General features: G+C 41.7%; 20 protein-coding genes and 1 riboswitch. Of the genes, 4 read left to right on the top strand and 16 right to left on the bottom strand.

Annotated elements, in window-relative coordinates:
• Nucleotides 1–2: 2 nt before the first annotated feature.
• Complete coding sequence (locus DP73_RS00720; protein ID WP_034596709.1) at nt 3–185, top strand: hypothetical protein; 183 nt, start codon at nt 3–5, stop codon at nt 183–185.
• Nucleotides 186–220: 35 nt separating this feature from the next.
• Here DP73_RS00720 and DP73_RS00715 read toward each other — a convergent pair whose 3' ends face one another.
• The 9 genes from DP73_RS00715 to DP73_RS00675 form a co-directional block, all read right to left on the bottom strand.
• On the bottom strand, nt 221–1,162 hold the full coding sequence (locus DP73_RS00715) for a TIGR01212 family radical SAM protein (RefSeq protein ID WP_034596852.1): 942 nt from the start codon (nt 1,160–1,162) through the stop codon (nt 221–223).
• Between the two features lie 175 nt (nt 1,163–1,337).
• Nucleotides 1,338–1,721 (bottom strand): VOC family protein, encoded by a 384-nt coding sequence (locus DP73_RS00710; RefSeq protein ID WP_034596850.1) that lies wholly within the window; start codon nt 1,719–1,721, stop codon nt 1,338–1,340.
• A gap of 139 nt (nt 1,722–1,860) precedes the next feature.
• Nucleotides 1,861–3,075, bottom strand: a complete 1,215-nt coding sequence (locus DP73_RS00705; protein WP_034596708.1) for a DVU0298 family protein — start codon at nt 3,073–3,075, stop codon at nt 1,861–1,863.
• 210 nt (nt 3,076–3,285) lie between these two features.
• Nucleotides 3,286–3,501, bottom strand: coding sequence for a tautomerase family protein (locus DP73_RS00700; protein ID WP_014901563.1), 216 nt, complete (start codon nt 3,499–3,501; stop codon nt 3,286–3,288).
• Nucleotides 3,502–3,780: 279 nt separating this feature from the next.
• Complete coding sequence (locus DP73_RS00695) at nt 3,781–4,536, bottom strand: ABC transporter ATP-binding protein (RefSeq protein ID WP_034596707.1); 756 nt, start codon at nt 4,534–4,536, stop codon at nt 3,781–3,783.
• Complete coding sequence (gene cbiQ / locus DP73_RS00690) at nt 4,533–5,342, bottom strand: cobalt ECF transporter T component CbiQ (RefSeq protein WP_034596706.1); 810 nt, start codon at nt 5,340–5,342, stop codon at nt 4,533–4,535. The genes DP73_RS00695 and cbiQ overlap by 4 nt, the downstream gene beginning before the upstream one ends.
• Nucleotides 5,343–5,433: 91 nt before the next feature.
• Nucleotides 5,434–6,486, bottom strand: coding sequence for an energy-coupling factor ABC transporter permease (locus DP73_RS00685; RefSeq protein WP_034596704.1), 1,053 nt, complete (start codon nt 6,484–6,486; stop codon nt 5,434–5,436).
• A 1,091-nt stretch (nt 6,487–7,577) separates the two neighbouring features.
• Nucleotides 7,578–8,054 (bottom strand): ABC transporter ATP-binding protein, encoded by a 477-nt coding sequence (locus tag DP73_RS00680; RefSeq protein ID WP_242865654.1) that lies wholly within the window; start codon nt 8,052–8,054, stop codon nt 7,578–7,580.
• A 71-nt stretch (nt 8,055–8,125) separates the two neighbouring features.
• Nucleotides 8,126–8,320: a hypothetical protein gene (locus DP73_RS00675; RefSeq protein WP_034596703.1), complete on the bottom strand. Its 195-nt coding sequence runs from the start codon at nt 8,318–8,320 to the stop codon at nt 8,126–8,128.
• Nucleotides 8,321–8,598: 278 nt separating this feature from the next.
• On the opposite strand from DP73_RS00675, the gene DP73_RS00670 reads away from it, so the two are divergent.
• The gene (locus tag DP73_RS00670) at nt 8,599–9,414 is read left to right on the top strand and encodes a sugar phosphate isomerase/epimerase family protein (protein WP_034596702.1); all 816 of its coding nucleotides are present in this window, start codon (nt 8,599–8,601) and stop codon (nt 9,412–9,414) included.
• Nucleotides 9,415–9,459: 45 nt separating this feature from the next.
• On the opposite strand, the gene DP73_RS00665 is transcribed toward DP73_RS00670, so the two are convergent.
• On the bottom strand, nt 9,460–9,879 hold the full coding sequence (locus DP73_RS00665; protein ID WP_034596700.1) for a hypothetical protein: 420 nt from the start codon (nt 9,877–9,879) through the stop codon (nt 9,460–9,462).
• A gap of 184 nt (nt 9,880–10,063) precedes the next feature.
• Nucleotides 10,064–10,245: riboswitch (cobalamin riboswitch) on the bottom strand.
• A gap of 364 nt (nt 10,246–10,609) precedes the next feature.
• Between DP73_RS00665 and DP73_RS00660 the strand changes: the two genes are divergently transcribed.
• Nucleotides 10,610–11,140 (top strand): FmdE family protein, encoded by a 531-nt coding sequence (locus tag DP73_RS00660; protein ID WP_034596698.1) that lies wholly within the window; start codon nt 10,610–10,612, stop codon nt 11,138–11,140.
• Between the two features lie 4 nt (nt 11,141–11,144).
• Nucleotides 11,145–11,966, top strand: coding sequence for a class I SAM-dependent methyltransferase (locus DP73_RS00655; protein WP_034596695.1), 822 nt, complete (start codon nt 11,145–11,147; stop codon nt 11,964–11,966).
• A gap of 55 nt (nt 11,967–12,021) precedes the next feature.
• Here DP73_RS00655 and DP73_RS00650 read toward each other — a convergent pair whose 3' ends face one another.
• From DP73_RS00650 to DP73_RS00620, 6 genes are all read right to left on the bottom strand, one after another.
• Nucleotides 12,022–12,528: a hypothetical protein gene (locus DP73_RS00650; protein ID WP_034596694.1), complete on the bottom strand. Its 507-nt coding sequence runs from the start codon at nt 12,526–12,528 to the stop codon at nt 12,022–12,024.
• A 24-nt stretch (nt 12,529–12,552) separates the two neighbouring features.
• Nucleotides 12,553–12,744: a hypothetical protein gene (locus DP73_RS00645; protein ID WP_242865653.1), complete on the bottom strand. Its 192-nt coding sequence runs from the start codon at nt 12,742–12,744 to the stop codon at nt 12,553–12,555.
• A gap of 510 nt (nt 12,745–13,254) precedes the next feature.
• A complete protein-coding gene (locus DP73_RS00635; protein ID WP_034596691.1) occupies nt 13,255–14,265 on the bottom strand; it encodes a substrate-binding domain-containing protein in 1,011 nt (336 codons plus the stop codon).
• A 17-nt stretch (nt 14,266–14,282) separates the two neighbouring features.
• Nucleotides 14,283–15,092, bottom strand: a complete 810-nt coding sequence (locus DP73_RS00630) for a metallophosphoesterase (protein WP_128751357.1) — start codon at nt 15,090–15,092, stop codon at nt 14,283–14,285.
• Between the two features lie 157 nt (nt 15,093–15,249).
• Nucleotides 15,250–15,897 (bottom strand): alanyl-tRNA editing protein, encoded by a 648-nt coding sequence (locus DP73_RS00625; RefSeq protein WP_034596688.1) that lies wholly within the window; start codon nt 15,895–15,897, stop codon nt 15,250–15,252.
• A 1,294-nt stretch (nt 15,898–17,191) separates the two neighbouring features.
• Nucleotides 17,192–18,361 (bottom strand): YibE/F family protein, encoded by a 1,170-nt coding sequence (locus DP73_RS00620; protein ID WP_081962892.1) that lies wholly within the window; start codon nt 18,359–18,361, stop codon nt 17,192–17,194.
• Between the last annotated feature and the right edge of the window lie 19 nt (nt 18,362–18,380).

Below are 18,380 nucleotides of genomic sequence, written 5' to 3'. Positions count from 1 at the left end.
ATATGGAACGTCTCAATAACGACCAAATAGCACAAAAGATTCTCGATACAAATTCAGATATCAAACGGTACTTGAATTTAGCGCCTGGTGTTAAACTAACGCCGCCCCAGCCAAAACCGGTAAACTCTTGCTATAATAACCCTTTGTCTCAGGCTATGTTTCCACGCCCCAAACTTAAACCTTAAATTGTTTAAGCTTTCTCCTTCTCCATCAGCGACCTTTATAGGTCGCTGTTTTCTTTTACCTCCTGATCGGCTTTCTTGCCTTGCCAGGTATCCCGTCGCAATAACTCAGCATCAATAGCATTGAGAACTTCCCATTTTTTACGACTCCAGAGTGGCCCAATGAGATCATCTGGGGGGCCATCTCCGGTCAAACGGTGAATTACCATCTCGGAAGGCAAAATTTCCAGAATATCAACGACGAGGGCAACGTAGTCCTCTTTAGTCATCAGTTCAAATGGCTCCTTTTGATAAATATCAGCTAAAGGAGTTCCTTTTAAGACATGTAAAAGATGAATTTTTATCCCTTGAATAGGCAAGCTGGCAACCGCTCGGGCAGTTTCCAGCATTTCAGTCCTTGATTCGCCAGGCAATCCTAAAATTATATGTGCGCAAACCGGTATTCCTCGTTGGCCTAATTCCTTAACTCCCTGTAGGAATTGCGCATAATTGTGTCCCCGACGGATCCATTTCATTGTGCGATCATGACTACTTTGCAAGCCTAGCTCTACCCATAAATAAGTACGCTGATTTAATTCTGCCAGGTAATCCAGCACATCCTCCGGTAAACAATCCGGCCTGGTTGAAATTGAAAGCCCTAGAACATTCTCTTCCGCCAAGGCTTCCTCATAGACCTCCCTTAATCGTTCAAGAGAGGCATAGGTATTAGTGTAGGCTTGAAAATAGGCTATGTATTTTGCATTAGGCCATTTCTTCCGCATCCGTTCTCGTACTTCAATAAATTGTTCATGCAACGTCAACCTCTGATCTCCGGCAAAATCTCCGGAGCCGCGCTCGCTGCAATAGACGCACCCATTCCGACCTAGGGTTCCATCTCGGTTTGGGCAAGTAAATCCGGCATCTAAGGAAACCTTAAAGATCTTCTCTTGGAAACGATTACGTAAGTGCTCATTAAAAGTGTGGTACCTTTTTGTCTGCATTGTCATTCAGGCTTCAAGACCTCTTCTTCGTAAGAAATAATTACATTTTACTTTTGGCAGCGGCATGGCGGTAAACAGTTAAGTTTCAGGTAGATCCATGGACTCTCATGTGCTAGGATAATATTACCACATAGCTTAAACTTTGAAAAAGATTGGGCCGCCTAGCCCGGCTTAACTATACCTGATACAGTTCGAGTCTCTCTCCACTCGGCCCTCTGAAGAAGAAATTATACCGCCCTTCCCCTATCGGCATGGGCTCAAAACTATCCATTTCAACCTGATGATCTTTTAAGTGATCAATTGCTTTGAATATATCGGATACTTGAATGGCTAAGTGATTCACAACTCCATCTTCAAACCGATAGCTCTCAATGACTTCCACAAGCTCAATTACTGTGCCCCCTAATTCCAAGAAAACCAACTCAACCTGGCCCGGTTTAATCCGTCTTAAGTATTTAAAGCCAAGCACCTCTTGGTAAAAGCTAACGGCCTTCTCCAGGTCTAAGGCCTTAATTCCTATGTGTTCTATTCCGATAAAAAGAGATTCTTTTTCTTCCATACTGCTCACCAACCTTTTATTTTTGTGAACAAAACCAGTTTCCCCCACGACATTCTTTGTCTCTCTATGATTCGTACTTAATTATTTTTCCCAAAATCATTGTTCTATTTAACTCAAAAGTAGGCACTTAGTGCTAGTGCTAAGCATCTGCTGATTCTTCTTTATGGCCTGGATCTGTGGCCCCTTCCAGTTCCAAAAGCTTTGCTTTGACATTCAATCCCCCTGCATATCCTGTCAAACTTCCGTTCTTACCAATCACTCGATGACAGGGAACCACAATTCCAAGGGGATTTTGATTATTGGCCATGCCCACTGCCCTTGAACCTTTTGGATTACCCACCTTTGCTGCTATATCTCCATAGCTGCGTGTCTCTCCATAGGGTATCCGCAGAAGCTCTTCCCATACCTGAAGTTGAAAGGGGGTTCCTATCTGATGAAGGGGGATTGTAAACTCCTGCCTCTGTCCAGAGAAATACTCAGACAACTGACGAAAAACTACCGCATTAGGTTCTCGTTTCCTGATTAGAAACCCTTTCGGGAATCGGCGTGATGCCCAGGCCCGTAAAGACTCTTCCTCTTTAGCAATCGGCTCGATTCCTAACCAACATAGTCCCTTAGCGCTGAAAGCAGCTGTTATTTCAACCTCCAGGTCACTGATTGTCACCTGTTCCGACCAATAGGCAAGGGTTGGAACCTGCCAAAGTTCCTGAACGGAATAACTGGCAAATCTTCCGTCTTGATAGATTTCCAGCCTAGCTTGATCGTTTTTTAGACGTTGATCCAGTTCATCAGAAACCCTCCATTTCGGGCCCTGCTCGCGATAAAGGGCAAAGTCTTCCTGAGGTTTCCTCACCAGTGAATAAATCAGCGCAGCCAACCCCCTAACGAAGGGTTTTTCATCCTCCAATAAGGGGCTTATGCGTTCCTCCAGAGGATCAACCAAGTGTGGCGCAGTTTGCGCTAATTGAACCAATCCCCATAAAGCCCCATCCTTTAAACTCTCATCAACCAGCAAACCGGAAAGCATCCAGTTAAAATGCCCGCAAGTCTTGGGATTATAGGCTAAGAGACTTCCAATGGCCTCCGATGCATTCCAGGCCGTCCCCCCTGATTCATCATTAAGCATCCAAAAATATCTCCTAACAAGCTCCACAGCAAAGGCGGGTTTAATCTTTTCGATTTCACGAACTAAAAATCCCAGCCCCTCTACAGCTCTCCAAAAGATAAGCCCATCTTTAACATAGATTCTGGTCATCAACTGACGATAAACATTTCTATGTTCGCTAGCCCAAAGCTTAAGTGTATCCCAATCCCGGTTCTCTAAAACCTGTTCTACTTCTTTCTTCGTAGGCATTAGATACCCCTTCTCTCTTTATAATATTTCCTCTTTTATATTCCTTATTTTTAACAATTCTTTATTAATAATAATATTATCACAATTTCAGGGAAGTGTATATTAAAAAAAGCATTATTAGACTACTTATGAGGTAAAAGTATTTCCTAAAAAAAGTCTAGAAATCATATAAGCGGCCCCAAAAGGCCGCCTGCTTAAAATAAACTATGATTAGTCTCTAATTTCTTTGTACTTATCCCAGTAAGCGGTTTCGGTTAACACTTCCCCACCAATACCCATATTACTGTATTCGTGTTCATCCAGAGTTACAGTAAAAGCTGCCATTGGAATTCCTAAAGCTTGAGAAGCAGCCTGACTCATTCCATGGATAAGACTCCTTTTTTGATCAATAGTAAGAACAGGTCCATCAAAATTAATCATTGGCATATAACAAAGCACCTCCACAAATTTTCATTTTTACTCTTGTATAAATTTCCCGATTAAGCTTAAAAAAATGTAAACCAGGGTTTATTAACAAAGGATTTATATTACCTTATTTGGTAAGTATATCCTTTTATTTCATTGATAGCATCTGGGGAATTAGCTCTCATCTATGGGCTTAATATTATAATTGGATGAAGGGTCTAATCAAGGGGAAAAGGGACAGTCCTTTTAACGCACATGTAATGTGTTAAAAGGACCGTCCCCACAACACTTCACAACACTTTATTTCTTTGATCCGCAAACGGGACAGTTTTGCAGAGCTAATGGTACCTCAAGTCCACATGCATCCATCAGTTCAGCATTCACCAGAATTTCTGAAGTAACCCCATCAGCGGCAATCTCTCCATTCTTAATGACAATGGTTCTGTCACACATCTCGTAAATCATGTCCAGATCATGGCTGGTGACAATTTTTGTGTGCTTGAAGCTCCTTAGCAGCTCCATCACCCTCCGTCTTGATTTGGGATCCAGGGCCGCTGACGGTTCATCCATCACTAAGATGTCGGGCTGCATGGAAAGCACTGAAGCTATAGCGGCAGCACGCTTTTCTCCACCGGATAATTTAAAAGGCGCTCGATCCTTCAAGTGAAGTATCCCAACTACCTCTAAAGCATTAAGGACACGCTTCTCAACTTCCTTTTCATTAAGCTTATAGTTCCGTGGTCCAAAAGCAACATCATCGTAGACGGTGTTCATAAACAGCTGGTCATCCGGATCCTGAAAGACCATCCCCAGCCTTTGCCGAATCATCGGCAAGGTCTTTTTGGTAACCTGAACATCTCCCACGCAAACCTCGCCCTGACTTGGAAAGAGAACCCCCATAAGCAACATTAAAAGTGTTGATTTTCCTGCCCCATTGGCTCCTATGATTCCCACAGACTCGCCGTGATGAATGCTGAAAGACATTCCCTTAACGGCATTATGACCATCAGGATAATTGAAATGGAGATTTCTGACCTCAAGTTTATGATGACTCATCTAATCACTCCTGTTAGCAATGAACCTATTAACAGGGGGAGATTATAAGTTCTTGCCAGTATAAAGAAAACAACCCATCCCCCTAAATAAGCCCAATCCCATCTACATATTTTATTGATTTCTCCACTATGGTACTCTCCTGAAAAACCCCTTAAACACATGGCTTCGTAAATACGCTGTGCCCTGTCAAAAGTGCGCAAAAGCAGCTGACCAGCCAGGGAACCCCAAGCACTTCTATGTACACCTTTTTGTTTCGGCGCCCGCAGTGAGTAGGCTCTTAAGGTGCGAGCCACCTCCTCCATCAACACGGAGATATAGCGATACGTTAAAAGGAGTTGGAGTACAAATACACGAGGTACTTTCAGAATTCTTAAGGCCCCGGCAAGTCGATCCATACCGGTAGTGGCAATGAGCAGCAAAGCAGCTGTTACTGTTAGACCACTTTTTAACAAAATAGAAAGAAAAGTAACCCATCCCCTGGAAAATTCTCTTCCGGCCAGGACAAAGGTCTGCTGGTCAAAGACGGGGTTTAGTATTCCTATACCAATAATAAAGGGAGAAACCAGCAAGATCCTTAACAAAATAGGTTTAACCGGTAGTTCAGCTAAAGCCAAAACCATCACCGGATAAAAGAACAAGGGCAGCAAGCCGGCAACCTCATACCGGCCAAAGGAGACAACCACAGTTAAATAACTAACTGTGGTTAACAATTTCACCAAAGGATGCAGCTTGTGGATCACGGTTTCCTGCCGAGCCAGATCATCAAGCAAGCGCATGTTGTAGATTGAATCTGCAATGTTTGCCATATCAACTATCCTATCCTAATCTTATCAATTCTAAGACAACTACTTCTATACGTGGGTGTGCCTTAACCAGGCTTAAGTGTGGAGGAGACTCTTATGAGTTTATTCTATACTTTCTACGTTTCATTAAACTAATGCCTCCACCAACAAGAGCAGCTAAAATCAAGGTCAGACTTCCGCCCACTAAGCCGGAAGTACTGGTTCCGCCGTCAACAGCAGGCCAAGCTTCTTCCCCTTCTCCTGTACTTTGTTCAGGCTGATCCTCATTAGCCTGAAAAGAATAATCCGGCAGAAATGCTGTTTTAGACTGTAAGTCCGACAATTGCTGATGAAGACCGCCGGTTGCTTCCAGCTCCGCTGTTCCCGCCGTCTTGATCATAGCCCATTCTAAGCCATCCGGGTTAGAAGAAGCAAACCAGGATAATCCTGCTCCTGTAACCACAGCAGCCGCTACCAGACCTGCAACAACCTTTTTAATGGAGATGTTGCCAATGGTTTCTCCCGAGGAAGCCTTTTCCATAATTTCCGGCCGGGCGTTCCAAATATAGGTTGCAATTGCTGCTGTGACAAGACCTTCAACTACACCAATTGCTAAATGTATTGGCTGCATTAATAAGACAAAAGTCCCAAAAGGCAATTCTGTTTTCCCAGAAAAGAGAGTTTCTAAAACAACCCCAAAGGCTCCCAACTGCAGACCGATAACTGCCGTTAGAACCGAGGCCAAAAATATACGTTTTGTTGAATATTCCTTTTTCATCAAGACTTTATAAATCAGAGGGTAAGCTATAAAACATGAGAAAAAGCCCATATTGAACACATTACACCCATAGGCCAGCAAGCCTCCGTCGGCAAAAAACAAGGCTTGTATGGCCAGCACCGAGGCTATGGTCAGAAACCCGGCATAAGGTCCTAATAAGATTGCTAGAATAAGTCCTCCTCCAATATGACCGCTGGAGCCGGTTGCCGGGATGGTGAAATTAATCATCTGAGAAGCAAAAATAAAAGCTCCCATGACCCCCATTAAAGGAATCTTTTTTTCGTCCATCTCGGTTTGTACCTTTTTGATGGAATAGGCGGCAACTCCTGCAGTTGCTGCCCACATGGCTCCACCCACAACCGGTGAAATCAAAGCATCTGCCATATGCATATATACCCCTCCAATTATTCTAAATCATATCATATTCTTTGTCCGGCGAGTAAATATTTTTAAATAGTTTAATATTTTGAGATAATTTCTCTCTCACCCTCCCTCAAATAAACAAAAAAACCACAAAGTTGACCCTAATGAGTCAAACCTCCATGGTTTCTGCAAACACCTTCATGGTCTTGCTTAGCGATATAAGTTTTACTGACTATTCTACAACCCTGCTTAATTCTCCTGCCAGATACTCAAAATTTTAAAAATTAATTCTACGTTGCTTTTCTGAACTAGAATAGGCCGGCCTATTGGGCTAGGCTAAAGAATATCTCTCCTCAATTATTATTATAGAAGTAAACTTCAATTATAATACCGGAATAATGCTAGTTGCTGACGTTTTTATGAGACTCAATAAACTCCGTTCCGGTTCCTACATCTACAACTTTAAGTTGGTTTTCCTTCACTGCCTTGACCAAAATCCTCTGCCATGCTTTCTTCTCTTCTTCGGAATGAATCCCATGACCTGAGAATAATTTCTTTTCTTTCTAGAAGGAATAAACCTATTTATGTAGAATATAACAACTATAGTTATAAATTCTAAATGTAATGACCATGGAGGTCTTGACTAGGCGCTAAGCCTGGTTATATCTTCCAGGGTTTTTTTCATTTACAAGGAGGTGTTTATTATAGATACTAACTAATTTAAGATGACCATACTAAGTCTACCTGCCATAATTTTTCTGCCTGCATCTTACGTGCATATATATAAACCAGTAATTCCTAAGAAGTTCCTCTTCATCGGGAATATCGCTATTTATTCAGACTTAAGAATATTTTGATCTGACCGTCACAATGTTATTGAGTCTGACAGAACTGAAACCCTCCTTCTTAATATAAAAGTTGACTTCTTATTTTTGAGGAGTCAACCTTTTTTATTTTTGCAGCTCGAAATTTTTCTCTATAACTTCATGACGATCTGATAAAGACCTCCTTTTCCCCTGCGTCCTTAGCGTTTGGTCTAAATCAGTTAGATGCTTGAACAGTATCGTAAATTTTTGCACCTTAAGTTGGAATCACGACCATCTGATTCCGCACCCGCTCTACACTGACCGGAACTCCATAAAGATATTTGCTGCCGTCATCACTTCCTGGCCCCCGGCGGCAAAGACCTTGGTGTTCTGCAATAACAGAAACTTATCTGAGAAGCGTAAAGCCAGATTTAAATCGTGCATTACAGCAACTACCGCAATATTCTTCTCCTGAGTGGCAGTTTGAATGGTTCTCAGCACTTCGATTTGATTTCTTAAATCCAAGTTGCTGGTAGGCTCATCTAACAACAGAACCTCAGGTTCTTGGGCCAAAGCCCTGGCAATGATGACTTTCTGCAGTTCCCCTCCACTCAGTTCATCTAAGTAGCGGAGAGCATACTCTTCCAGACCGGTTTTGGCCAATACCCCTTGTACCAAAGCCAAATCTGAGGCTGCGGCTTCCCATTTAATGTAGGGCTTGCGGCCTAATAAAACCGCATCAAAGACAGTTTGCCGATTGCTCTCGTAGTGCTGGGAGACGTAAGCCATCTTTAGCGCTATAGCAAGCCAAAAATTCCTTTTTTATTTCTTGACAAATAATCATATTCTTATGATTCTGTCTAAGAATCAACTCGGGGAAGTGCTTTGCTTTGTCTGGATAATTCTTCGAGCTCGTCATCAATATCAATGAGCTTAATAAGCCACTGAGAGCGCTGTTCCCTTTCCGATATAAGTTTCCCTAAGATTTCTTCTCGAGCATTCTGTAGTTCTTTTTTCCGCTTTTCTATCTCCTGCAGCTTATCTTTGTGACTCATTAATCATCCTCCTTGTAATAAAATACTTTTACTGAAAAAAATATGACCATAAAGGTGACTTCCTTTGAAGTCAGACCTCCATAGTCATATATTCACAATATTATTAGTTCTATAGAAATTAAGAAATTCCTGTCTTCTCAACAAAGTTTACAAGGATTCCTTAACCTGTTTAGAGAATATTGAAATCTATAACCTATGAAGCTCAAGTGTCAATTATTTTCCATGCAGAGTCTGGTGACTTTAGTAGTAGAGAGTTACTCTTTAAGGGGGGCACGTAGATGACAATTCCCTATCCTCTCGGTATTTTTTCCTGGTTCGGTTATGTACTTCCATTTCCAGAACGACTTAGCTTGATTAAGGAAGCCGGATTTGAGGCTACCTCTATCTGGTGGGAAGATGAGGACATTCCCTGGCCGATGAAGAAGGAGAGCATGCCAGAGTTGGTCAAAGAAAGGGGGCTTATCTTAGAAAACCTACATGTACCTTATAATGACTCCAGCGAAATGTGGTCAGAGGACAAATCCCTGCGCTCGGGATTTATCCAAAGGCATATCCGCTGGCTACAGGATTGCGCAGACTATGAAATTCCCATGATGGTAATGCACTTGACGGAGGGCCACACCACACCGGAGCCCAATGATTTTGGTGCCGAAAGCATGTTTGAACTCGTAAGGGTTGCTGAGAACCTGGGGGTAACCATCTCTATCGAAAACACCCGTCGCAATGATAATGTCCCTTATTTGCTTTCTAAAATTCCATCCGGCTCTTTGGGCTTTTGTTTCGATAGCTCTCATTACTTTCTAACGGATAAACTGGACTTCCATCTCCTTAAGAATTTTGGCCGGCGACTTGTCACAACTCATCTGTCGGATAATGACGGTCTGGAGGATCGGCATTGGCTGCCTGAAGAGGGTATCATTGATTGGGCCCAAGTAGCCGGACACTTTCCAACCGATTATCGGGGATGTTTAACTTTGGAGGCCTATCCGACGGCGGAGGAGCAGGAAGGCCCACCTCAGTTATTTCTTAAAAAAGCTCTACAAAGATTAAAAACTCTCCACAGTTTATTAGAGCGGGAAAGCTTGCCTAAATAGAGTTGCAGTTACTGATGATTTGATCAGGAAGTAATTGCTTGGCTCCTAAGGTCTCAGCTTTTTCCGAAAATGAACCTTTTCGTGCTTTTGTCTGAGTTGTCTGACCCAATTCCCTTTGTCTTCGTACATTTCTCCCCCCAAGGTCTTAATCATGCGTGTACCATTCACCGTCTGGGCTTCCGGCACACCGTAAAAAGAATTGGTTAACTGAGTAAGTATCGTAACCACTCGATTCTTCCTCACGATAAGCACGACTTGGTAACCTTCTCTGGTAGGGTCTGGAGCCAGATAATATTTAATGGATCTTTTCATTCTATTTAATATACAAGCTACCTCATTAGCTTCCTCAAAGGAGACCTCTCGCGCAGTTTGTAGCCACTCCTCCATAAAGCGATTCACCATGAGGGGGTCTAATCCCAGTCTAGAGACAGCTCCTTCTAAGCTATGCACTGTGGCCGTAATCATGATAATCCTCCTCCCATCGATATGAATGTCCCCTACTAGAGGTCTAGAAATTCGCGCTTAGAGTAACTTGGAAACCATAAAAAAGCAAAATCCCTCTACAGCTACCTGTAAAGGGATATGGTTACTCCACTAGCCGGACCTGATTTTCCGGCATAAACGGCACCTCCCCTATCTTCCGTAGGTTCCTGTGTAATCTGTAACGAGCAGGTCTCCTGGCTTAAGTTCATTGCAGCCCTATGTCTTCCCGGTTGCCCAGTGACATTGTATAAGGCTGCTCACTACTACAGTGGCGGGACCGCGTCAGCTTAACTGACTTCCCTGTCAATACTTTCTTTATAAAAGTACACTCGTTACATATTTAGTTTTTAGTTTTTCGAGAGTAATTAGACTAATAGACAATTTTAAGTTTCTAATCCGTGACTTTAGATGACTATCTTAATTTTTTCAATATTCCTACATTTCTACGTAAGTTTCAAAATTCCTGCCTCTAAAAGAAATCTTCCAAAATATATTCTTCCCTTAAGCAGGGTTACAATACGCCTTGGTTGCAGGCCACTTTTCTCTCCACCTAGACAATTTATACAGCAGGAATTCATGGAATCTTGTAGAATACTAATCTTAATCATAAGCACACCAATTCATGAAGATGTTGGTGAAGACCATGGAGGTCTGACTTTGATAGGTCAGTTTTCCCTTGGTCTTTTTTATTATGAAAAAGGGGGATTAAATTATGTGCAGAGTCCAAACATTGTGGGAAAAAGCAGTAGAATTTCACGGGCATGAGTGCCCAGGGCTGGCAATCGGCTACAAAGCTTGCGAAGCCGCCATTAAGAAGCTGGGGATTCGGTTTTCATCGGATGAAGAAATTGTCTGTGTCACTGAAAACGACGCTTGCGGAGTTGATGCTGTACAGGTAATCACAGGCTGTACTTTTGGTAAGGGGAATCTTTTGTACAAAGGCACAGGCAAAATGGCCTTTAGCTTTTTTAACCGCTCCAATGGCGAATGCCTGAGAATGATCGTAAAGCCTTTTGCTGAAGAAATGGATCGCCAGCAACGTCAAGAATATCTTCTGAACTCACCTGCTGAAGAACTCTTCAACTTCTCCAAGCCGTCCTTTGAGTTGCCCGAAAAGGCCAGAATCTTTACTACCGTAATTTGTGAGAATTGCGGAGAAGGGGCTCCCGAGCACATGCTGCGCATCAATGACGGCAAAAAAGTGTGCCTGGACTGCTTCAAGGACTATTCGAGAGGGTGGTAAAGAGATGGATATACAATATTACACCGATCTGTGGAGTGAAGGAAAGGTTGCCAGGGCCTCAGCGACGACCTTTTGGGACAATCGGGCCGATGAGTTCAATAAATTAGTTTCCCCAAAAACTTCTGACCAACGAATTGGGAAAATTCTTGAATTTATGTCCGATCATAATCTTCTTGCTAAAAACTGCAGTGTTCTGGACATCGGTTGCGGTCCGGGAGGATTTGCTGTTGAATTTGCCAAGACATCCCGTGACGTTACCGGCCTGGACATATCCTCTAAAATGCTGGATCATGCCCATAGAAATGCAGCCTCCGCCAACCTGACCAATATCTCCTTTGAAAACTTAAATTGGGATGAGGTAAATCTTGAGGAATACGGTTGGGAAAAACGGTTTGACTTGGTTACAGCCATCAACAGCCCAGGAATTCATGATCAAGTCACCCTAGAGAAGATGATCGCTGCCAGCAAAGGATACTGCTTTTTGTCTAATTTTATAAGTCGTTCAGACTCTGTTCAGGACGTTATTCGCAGGGAAATCCTGCAACTTAAAGATCCAAAGTTTTATGTTAACACAGTCTACTGTATTTTTAATATTCTTTGGCTAATGGGCTATTATCCCCACATTACCTATGTGGATACTGATCGAGAGCATGTCCGCTCAATCGAAGAAGCTAGTATGTATTATGGCACACTTTTTGAACTTAGAAATGACCCCGCTGATGATCAAAACAAGTCAATTAAGAATTATCTCGAATATATCTCTTCTGATGGGTTTGTGAGAGAGAGGGTTCAAACAAAAACTGCTTGGATCTATTGGAAGGTCTGATTTGTGACTGCCTCCTCCAAACTCAGAGGGACGCTAGAACAGTAACCGAATAGATTTATTTAAATACTGCTAAATCTCCAACCTTAATCCTTTTCTCTTTTTGCTGTCCATCTTCTGCTAACCAAGAAATTATTACTTCATTAGAGTTTAATATTTTCCTTAAAAAGTCTTCGTCTAACCCTCTCGTATAAAGTGTAATCTCATACAAATATTCGGCAGTATTTTCATTTCCATTGTCCCGAATATAAGAGTTTCCAAACCAATACAAATCATCTTTGGTATCTTCAAAGATTTTCTTAAAATCAGGAACTAGAATTCTTCGGTTCTTGATGTTCTTTGAATTTTCTTCATCTAATTTAAAGGTGAAGATTTTAAAATCCTCCTTAGCTGGATCCTTAATTCCTGAAGTCCCGATACCTTGAAATTGCTGATCAGTGACACTTATTATTTCAGCTGTTATACCTACATTCGGTTCATTATTCTTTTTGCTGCATGCAGACAATGATAAGAAAATCATGGTAGTTAAGAATATTATCAGTGTTTTATTTAATAATCCCTTCAATTACTTCCCTCCAACACAAATCATTTAGGACTTCATCTCTTGGGTGTCGTCATCTTCCAATAGATACCAATATGGTATAGACTCCTTGGTACTTATACAACCAAAAATACTATCTTCATACAATTGGTAGTTGGTTTCATTTCCCCATTTATTATGGATATATTTGGCTGCGACTTCTTTATAAGCAGGTTCTTGCCTGATTGAAATAATTCTCATTTGCCATCTCCCCATCTATAAAGAATATTTGCTTCCCTTTCTCAAACAGATGCGAAAGAATACCCACAATTTCCTTTCCTCAGCGCCAAGGATGGTGCGGCTTTTGCACCATATTAATCTATTCAGATTTTCTTTTATTCCTTCTGTATATAAATTCCCAAGTTACACTACTAATTCCCACCAGTAAGAATAGAAATCTTAAAATACCTAGACCATAACTATTTATCTCTTTATATATCCAAACCAATAATATTATTAAGAGTAAAGATATATTAATCCACCACCAAATATTCAGACCCTTCGGCATATCTTTCACTAAAAATCCCCTAACCCTTTCTAAAAAACTATCAGCTTTCGTATATTAAGTATTCTTAACTTCTCAATTAACCCAATTAAATAACAAACATTTAAAATCCTGCCTGCCAACGCCACTGAGATCGCCCGGTGACTGAAGGAAGCCATGGATCTGCATCAGCATGGGGAATGGGGCACCTGAAATACAAATTATGCTTATTCAGCACAGGGAATCAGTCCGAGTCTTTCTATGGTCTCTGCGCCATCTTTTCCCTGAAGCCAGGTGATAACCGCTCGGGCGCTGTGATCCTTCGACAGGTCGGAGCGAAGGACCGCGTAATAGCCGTCGGACAGGGGATAATAGCCCTGCGCAATATTCTCTGCTGTGGGCGGCACTCCATCAAATGAGAGGATTTTCAGACGCTCGCCGATGCCAGTTACTTCATTCATCTGCTGCAGGTAAGTATAGAGTGTGTAGCCCAATGCATAGCTGTTGGTCGGGCTCCCTGACAAACCGCCTTTATGGTAAAATGCTACCTGCTCCAGCATGCCCTCCATAGTAAGCTCTACATAATTATTCTGAATCTTGGGGTGCATTTCCTGATTGTTTAGGATCAGATTGTCCATTTGAGACTGGCTTCCGCTGTCGGAATTACGGCAAATAGGAATAAGTTTTCTATCCGGCCCTCCCAGCTTACTCCAGTTGGTAATCCCATAGTTCAGATATATTTCTCTGATTTGCTCCAATGTTATGGATTCCACCGGATTCTCAGCGGAGGTGATAAATATCAAAGCCTCGGCGGCAACCTTGTGGAATTCCAGTTTCACGCCTGCATTCTCCGCCTCCTCCAGTACATCAGCAGAGGCATAGGGTACGAAGATCACATCCACCTTCCCTTCAATCAGAAGATGATATGAGGGTACGGTTTTCGATGCCTTTGTGGGATATCCGTCTGTATTGGCCCCATCCTCATACATAGCCCGGTATACAGCCTGCACGATGGAGAGTGTGGAAGTTGATCCGTCAATTATCGGATAGTTATTAGCAGTAATACCCAGGGCCGCAGCCCTGGTCGTCATTGTACTGTCAGTATTGCCAGTAGGAGCAGGCTGCGTCGTATTAGGGGGCAGTGTTGGCTGTTGCACTTCCGTAGTGCCGTTGATGGAACAGGCACAAAGGGTCAGCAGCATTAAGCTGGCCACTATCAGACTGATGATTCTCTGCATATGAATCCTCTACTTTCTTAGCTAGAAACTAATGTCACCAGTACAATTTCCGGTCTATTGTAAAACCTAATCGGTAAAACGCTTTCTCCTAAACCACCATTAATAATCATTTTCGTAGAACCGGAAGTAAATTGGCCGTAATCAAACTCAGGGAAAAATCCTTGCCCCGGTGCTATCACTGCACCAACCAATGGAAGTCTGACTTGTCCACCATGCGTATGTCCTACTAAAACTAAATCAATATTGTCTTTGATAGCCTTAGAAAATATGTTAGGAGCATGTGCTAATAAAACCTTAGGTACAGAATCCGAGACACCTGCCAGAGCTATATCTAATTGATCTCTTCCTAGATAGGGATCGTCGACACCCATTATCCAGATATAAGAATTGCCTATTTTATATTTGAAATGTCCGTTGTCCAGTATATGTACCCCTTGGGCTTCCAATGGAGACTTGATTTGGTAATTTGTCCACCACTCATGATTTCCAGGAACAAAAAATACAGGTTTAGAATGCAACCCTTTCACTAAAGATATTGCTGGCTCCATATTAGGGTTACTCTTATCAACTAAATCACCTGTAATTGCAACTGCATCAAATTGCTGTCGGTTAATCAACTCAATTAAATTCCTTTGACTATCTCCGTATTCCTTGCTATGAAAATCAGTCAAATGGAGAATAGTGAATCCCTGAAACTCAACTGGCAAACTAGAAATCGCAATGGTATATCGTTTTATCGCGATGGAATGGAGATCAAAGTATAGATAAGATAATGTTGCAATCCCACCTAGGATAAATGATCTACGGGACATGAGCTTAACTCCCAAAATCAAACCTCCTTCAAATCCCACTCCGATAGCGTAATGACATATAACGTATTGGGTGTTCCCAACACGTCCGAATGCGACCAATATCATTCATATATTCTAAGTTTCGGAACTGCTTGTCTCTGATGTTCTTAGGGAGGGAGAAAGTCTACCCCTTTTAAGGATTGACCATAGTGATTTCAATTCTTTCTTTGTTCTTTCCTATATTGTCACGCTTTAGCTTAATTGGACCAATTTCCCCTGTTGTTTTCAAATGTGTGCCCCCACAAGATACCTTGCCAAAATCTAAAACTTCCCAATACCTTTTTTCAGCTTCTACATTACTGAAATCACTGGTAATTGGTAGATTCAGTTCGATTAATCGATTCGCTTCACTATATAAGAATGAAAATGTTTCGGAGATATTTCCATTCCATACAAAGTCAACTCTGGCTTTAGTGTCTGAAATATTTGCCCCGATTTTCTCTGGATAACCAAAGTTCTGATAAACAAGCTCTAGGATAATTTCTGCTGCAAAGTGAAGCTTCATTATGCGATATCGTTTTTCCCAATCGATCACAATAATTACTTCATCACCAAGATCAATATCATGCTCACCGTCTAGAGTATAAAAGATCTCTTTACCCACCTTTTCTGCACGAATAATGTTATATCCATTGATGGTTCCACAATCTGACGCTTGTCCACCTGAAAAAGCAACCGCAATCGTTCTATCTACTGTAATTACATTGTCTGTAACTGAAGTAACTTTGGCATCTAACGTGGTGCGGTATGGGTCTTCCCAAAAAAATTTCTTTACACTCATATTTCACCTCAAAATTATCATGCAAGGTCGATACCCTATAACGGTTGAGTGTTACCGTAGCTTCATATTACTTTCATATTGGCAAAGTTACGTAACACCTTGTTATGTAATGATGACAACAGGATGTCGGCCTTGCAACCTGCATTTTGTCCGACATTTGGCGTAGAAGAATAATTAAAAACATCATCTAAATCGTTGGTTAGTAAGGGGCGTAATATAAGTCTTTAGTCTTTAAAATTGCCATATCTATACCTCTCATTATACAAATAACCTTTATTGTACATAATCCTACAATGTCTTTCTTTTTAATTCCAAGGCCGTCCTGCGCAGCTTCTAATCTTTTCACCCGGTCTTCAGTATAATTTGAATCTGATAATCAGCCAGTTATCTCTTTTCATAATACAAAAACAGACTTAATACCCTCTTCCATGATTTTACTATTCTCCGATTATCTACAAAACCCTTTATTTTTAGTTCTTTTGACCATTTCATGATTTAATTTTTTCAAGGAAGAAATATTCTCGTGAACATGAGATTACCGTGCTCGTCTATCCGGAAAACGAAACTATTGTGATATACAAACTGGTTAACCACAAGTATGGACGCCCTGAAGTCTATTCCGCAGAGGATCGAATAACGACTAGCATCTTTGACACTCTAACAATTAATTTAAGTGAAATATTTGTACGCCACCTCCCCTTTCGAGAATAACAGTAACTTAACCGAAACTTCCCGATCGAGTGTTCTTTCGGTAATTATTTCCAAGTTCATCCAAACAATCAGAACTGGAGCATCCCATTCCAGGTTACTTTTGGGCAACTAAACATTGCAGCCCTAATCATTAATCTGCACTTCCTTACAGTTCTTTCCTATAGATAAATAAAAAAGACTTAGAAAGCTTGCCTAAAAAACTCAACCCGCTCCCTCAATTTTAGTAAAAAATAGACCACGAAGCTGACTTTGTTTGAAGCCAGACCTCCATGATCTATTTTTAAATTTTGTTAATTTTGGTATCTTTCAGTTGGCATCAAACATCAATACCTTGCAGAAGAATACTTCTGGGAAAAACAATATAGCTTTTTGATATAGCTCCGATAGCCAGATTTCAGAGTCAGGGCAGAAATACATAATATGCATTATTCTCACCCTTTCTTAAATCATTGTAATAAAAGGCCATGAAGCTGACCTCTCCTGGGTCAAACCTCCTATGTAAATACCTTTATGGTTTTTGCATAGAGCCCTCAATGGAGACTACGCTGGGGAAGTAAGCTTACCTGAGCTCAGAGGAAAACCTCTACACCGGCCTCTTGGTCAAAAGAATGCCCGAGGCCAGGGCAGTAAAAGGAGCCACTGCCACAAGTCCGAAGCTTCCCACAATCGTATGCATAATCTCCATGGAGACATACTTTAAATTGAAGATATCGACAACCGGCGTTCCTTGTGCCATGAAAAACATCAGCAAGGAAATATATCCTCCCGTGTAGGCGAACAATAAGGTGGTCGTCATGGTTCCCACCACTGTCCTGCCTACGTTTAGCCCGGAGAGTATGGCTTCCGCCCTGGTGATATCCGGTTTATTTTCCACCACCTCATGAACCGCGGCGGCAATGTCCATCGCCAAATCCATAACCGCTCCTGCCGAAGCGATAAAAACGACGGCAATCAAGATCTCGGTCAAATTTAAATGGGCGTATCCCGCGTAGAGCAGACTTTCGGAATAAGGCAGCACTGCACCATGGATTTTAAAACTGTGGCCAAAAACAATGGCCAAAATAGTGGTGAGTAACGTTCCTGAAAGAGAACCCAAAACCGCTGCCATAGATTGACGGTTCAGCCCCCCCACCATAAAAATAATGATGGAAGTAGCTGTCACTACAAAATACAAGGAAATAATGATAGGATTCCACCCTTTTAGAAGCAGGGGGATCAGCAGTTTCCAAATCATTAAGACCGTCATTAAAAAAGATAACAGGGCCTTTGCTCCCGTCCAACGGGCAAAGAGAATTAAGAAGATGGCAAAAATTCCGATGAGAATGCTCTCCAAATTTATGCGGTAATGATCAATCATTGTGACATTTCTAATGTTTTGGTCAGTGTAGTCAATGACTGCCAGGGCTTTGTCTCCTTCAACGAAGGATTTATCCATTTCCAATCTGCCCATGAACCGATTGTGAGCAAAGGTTTGCTGCCCTTTAAAAGAACCATCCAGAATTTCCACTTTACAAACTTGCTCCCCTTCGAAGACAAAACTTACCGTCTTCGAAACATTATCGTTATTAACTTCCAGTACTTTAACTACTGCCCGCATACTATCCGGATAGCTATTCTCTTGAAATCCAGTTGGCAGGAGAAGCAAAATAACTACAAAGATTAGGACAATAAAGTTAAAAATTAGTTCTCTCAACGGTATTTTTCTTAGATAAGCAGCTTTCTTCTCTAAAGACTCAAGAAGTATTCTCTGCAAAGCATTCCCTCCCGATTAC

It is taken from the genome of Desulfosporosinus sp. HMP52 (assembly GCF_000765145.1).
In the GTDB taxonomy this organism is placed as follows: Bacteria; Bacillota; Desulfitobacteriia; order Desulfitobacteriales; family Desulfitobacteriaceae; genus Desulfosporosinus.
This window is presented reverse-complemented; position numbering and strand designations above follow the sequence as displayed.

What these genes read in the sequence shown, in the direction of transcription:
- DP73_RS00625 (WP_034596688.1), bottom strand. Translation starts at nt 15,897, where the DNA reads ATGAGTGTAAAGAAATTTTTTTGGGAAGACCCATACCGCACCACGTTA.
- cbiQ (WP_034596706.1), bottom strand. Translation starts at nt 5,342, where the DNA reads ATGGCAAACATTGCAGATTCAATCTACAACATGCGCTTGCTTGATGAT.
- DP73_RS00700 (WP_014901563.1), bottom strand. Translation starts at nt 3,501, where the DNA reads ATGCCAATGATTAATTTTGATGGACCTGTTCTTACTATTGATCAAAAA.
- DP73_RS00715 (WP_034596852.1), bottom strand. Translation starts at nt 1,162, where the DNA reads ATGCAGACAAAAAGGTACCACACTTTTAATGAGCACTTACGTAATCGT.
- DP73_RS00660 (WP_034596698.1), top strand. Translation starts at nt 10,610, where the DNA reads ATGTGCAGAGTCCAAACATTGTGGGAAAAAGCAGTAGAATTTCACGGG.
- DP73_RS00705 (WP_034596708.1), bottom strand. Translation starts at nt 3,075, where the DNA reads ATGCCTACGAAGAAAGAAGTAGAACAGGTTTTAGAGAACCGGGATTGG.
- DP73_RS00675 (WP_034596703.1), bottom strand. Translation starts at nt 8,320, where the DNA reads ATGAGTCACAAAGATAAGCTGCAGGAGATAGAAAAGCGGAAAAAAGAA.
- DP73_RS00695 (WP_034596707.1), bottom strand. Translation starts at nt 4,536, where the DNA reads ATGAGTCATCATAAACTTGAGGTCAGAAATCTCCATTTCAATTATCCT.
- DP73_RS00670 (WP_034596702.1), top strand. Translation starts at nt 8,599, where the DNA reads ATGACAATTCCCTATCCTCTCGGTATTTTTTCCTGGTTCGGTTATGTA.
- DP73_RS00665 (WP_034596700.1), bottom strand. Translation starts at nt 9,879, where the DNA reads ATGATTACGGCCACAGTGCATAGCTTAGAAGGAGCTGTCTCTAGACTG.
- DP73_RS00710 (WP_034596850.1), bottom strand. Translation starts at nt 1,721, where the DNA reads ATGGAAGAAAAAGAATCTCTTTTTATCGGAATAGAACACATAGGAATT.
- DP73_RS00635 (WP_034596691.1), bottom strand. Translation starts at nt 14,265, where the DNA reads ATGCAGAGAATCATCAGTCTGATAGTGGCCAGCTTAATGCTGCTGACC.
- DP73_RS00645 (WP_242865653.1), bottom strand. Translation starts at nt 12,744, where the DNA reads ATGAGAATTATTTCAATCAGGCAAGAACCTGCTTATAAAGAAGTCGCA.
- DP73_RS00655 (WP_034596695.1), top strand. Translation starts at nt 11,145, where the DNA reads ATGGATATACAATATTACACCGATCTGTGGAGTGAAGGAAAGGTTGCC.
- DP73_RS00680 (WP_242865654.1), bottom strand. Translation starts at nt 8,054, where the DNA reads ATGGCTTACGTCTCCCAGCACTACGAGAGCAATCGGCAAACTGTCTTT.
- DP73_RS00685 (WP_034596704.1), bottom strand. Translation starts at nt 6,486, where the DNA reads ATGCATATGGCAGATGCTTTGATTTCACCGGTTGTGGGTGGAGCCATG.
- DP73_RS00720 (WP_034596709.1), top strand. Translation starts at nt 3, where the DNA reads ATGGAACGTCTCAATAACGACCAAATAGCACAAAAGATTCTCGATACA.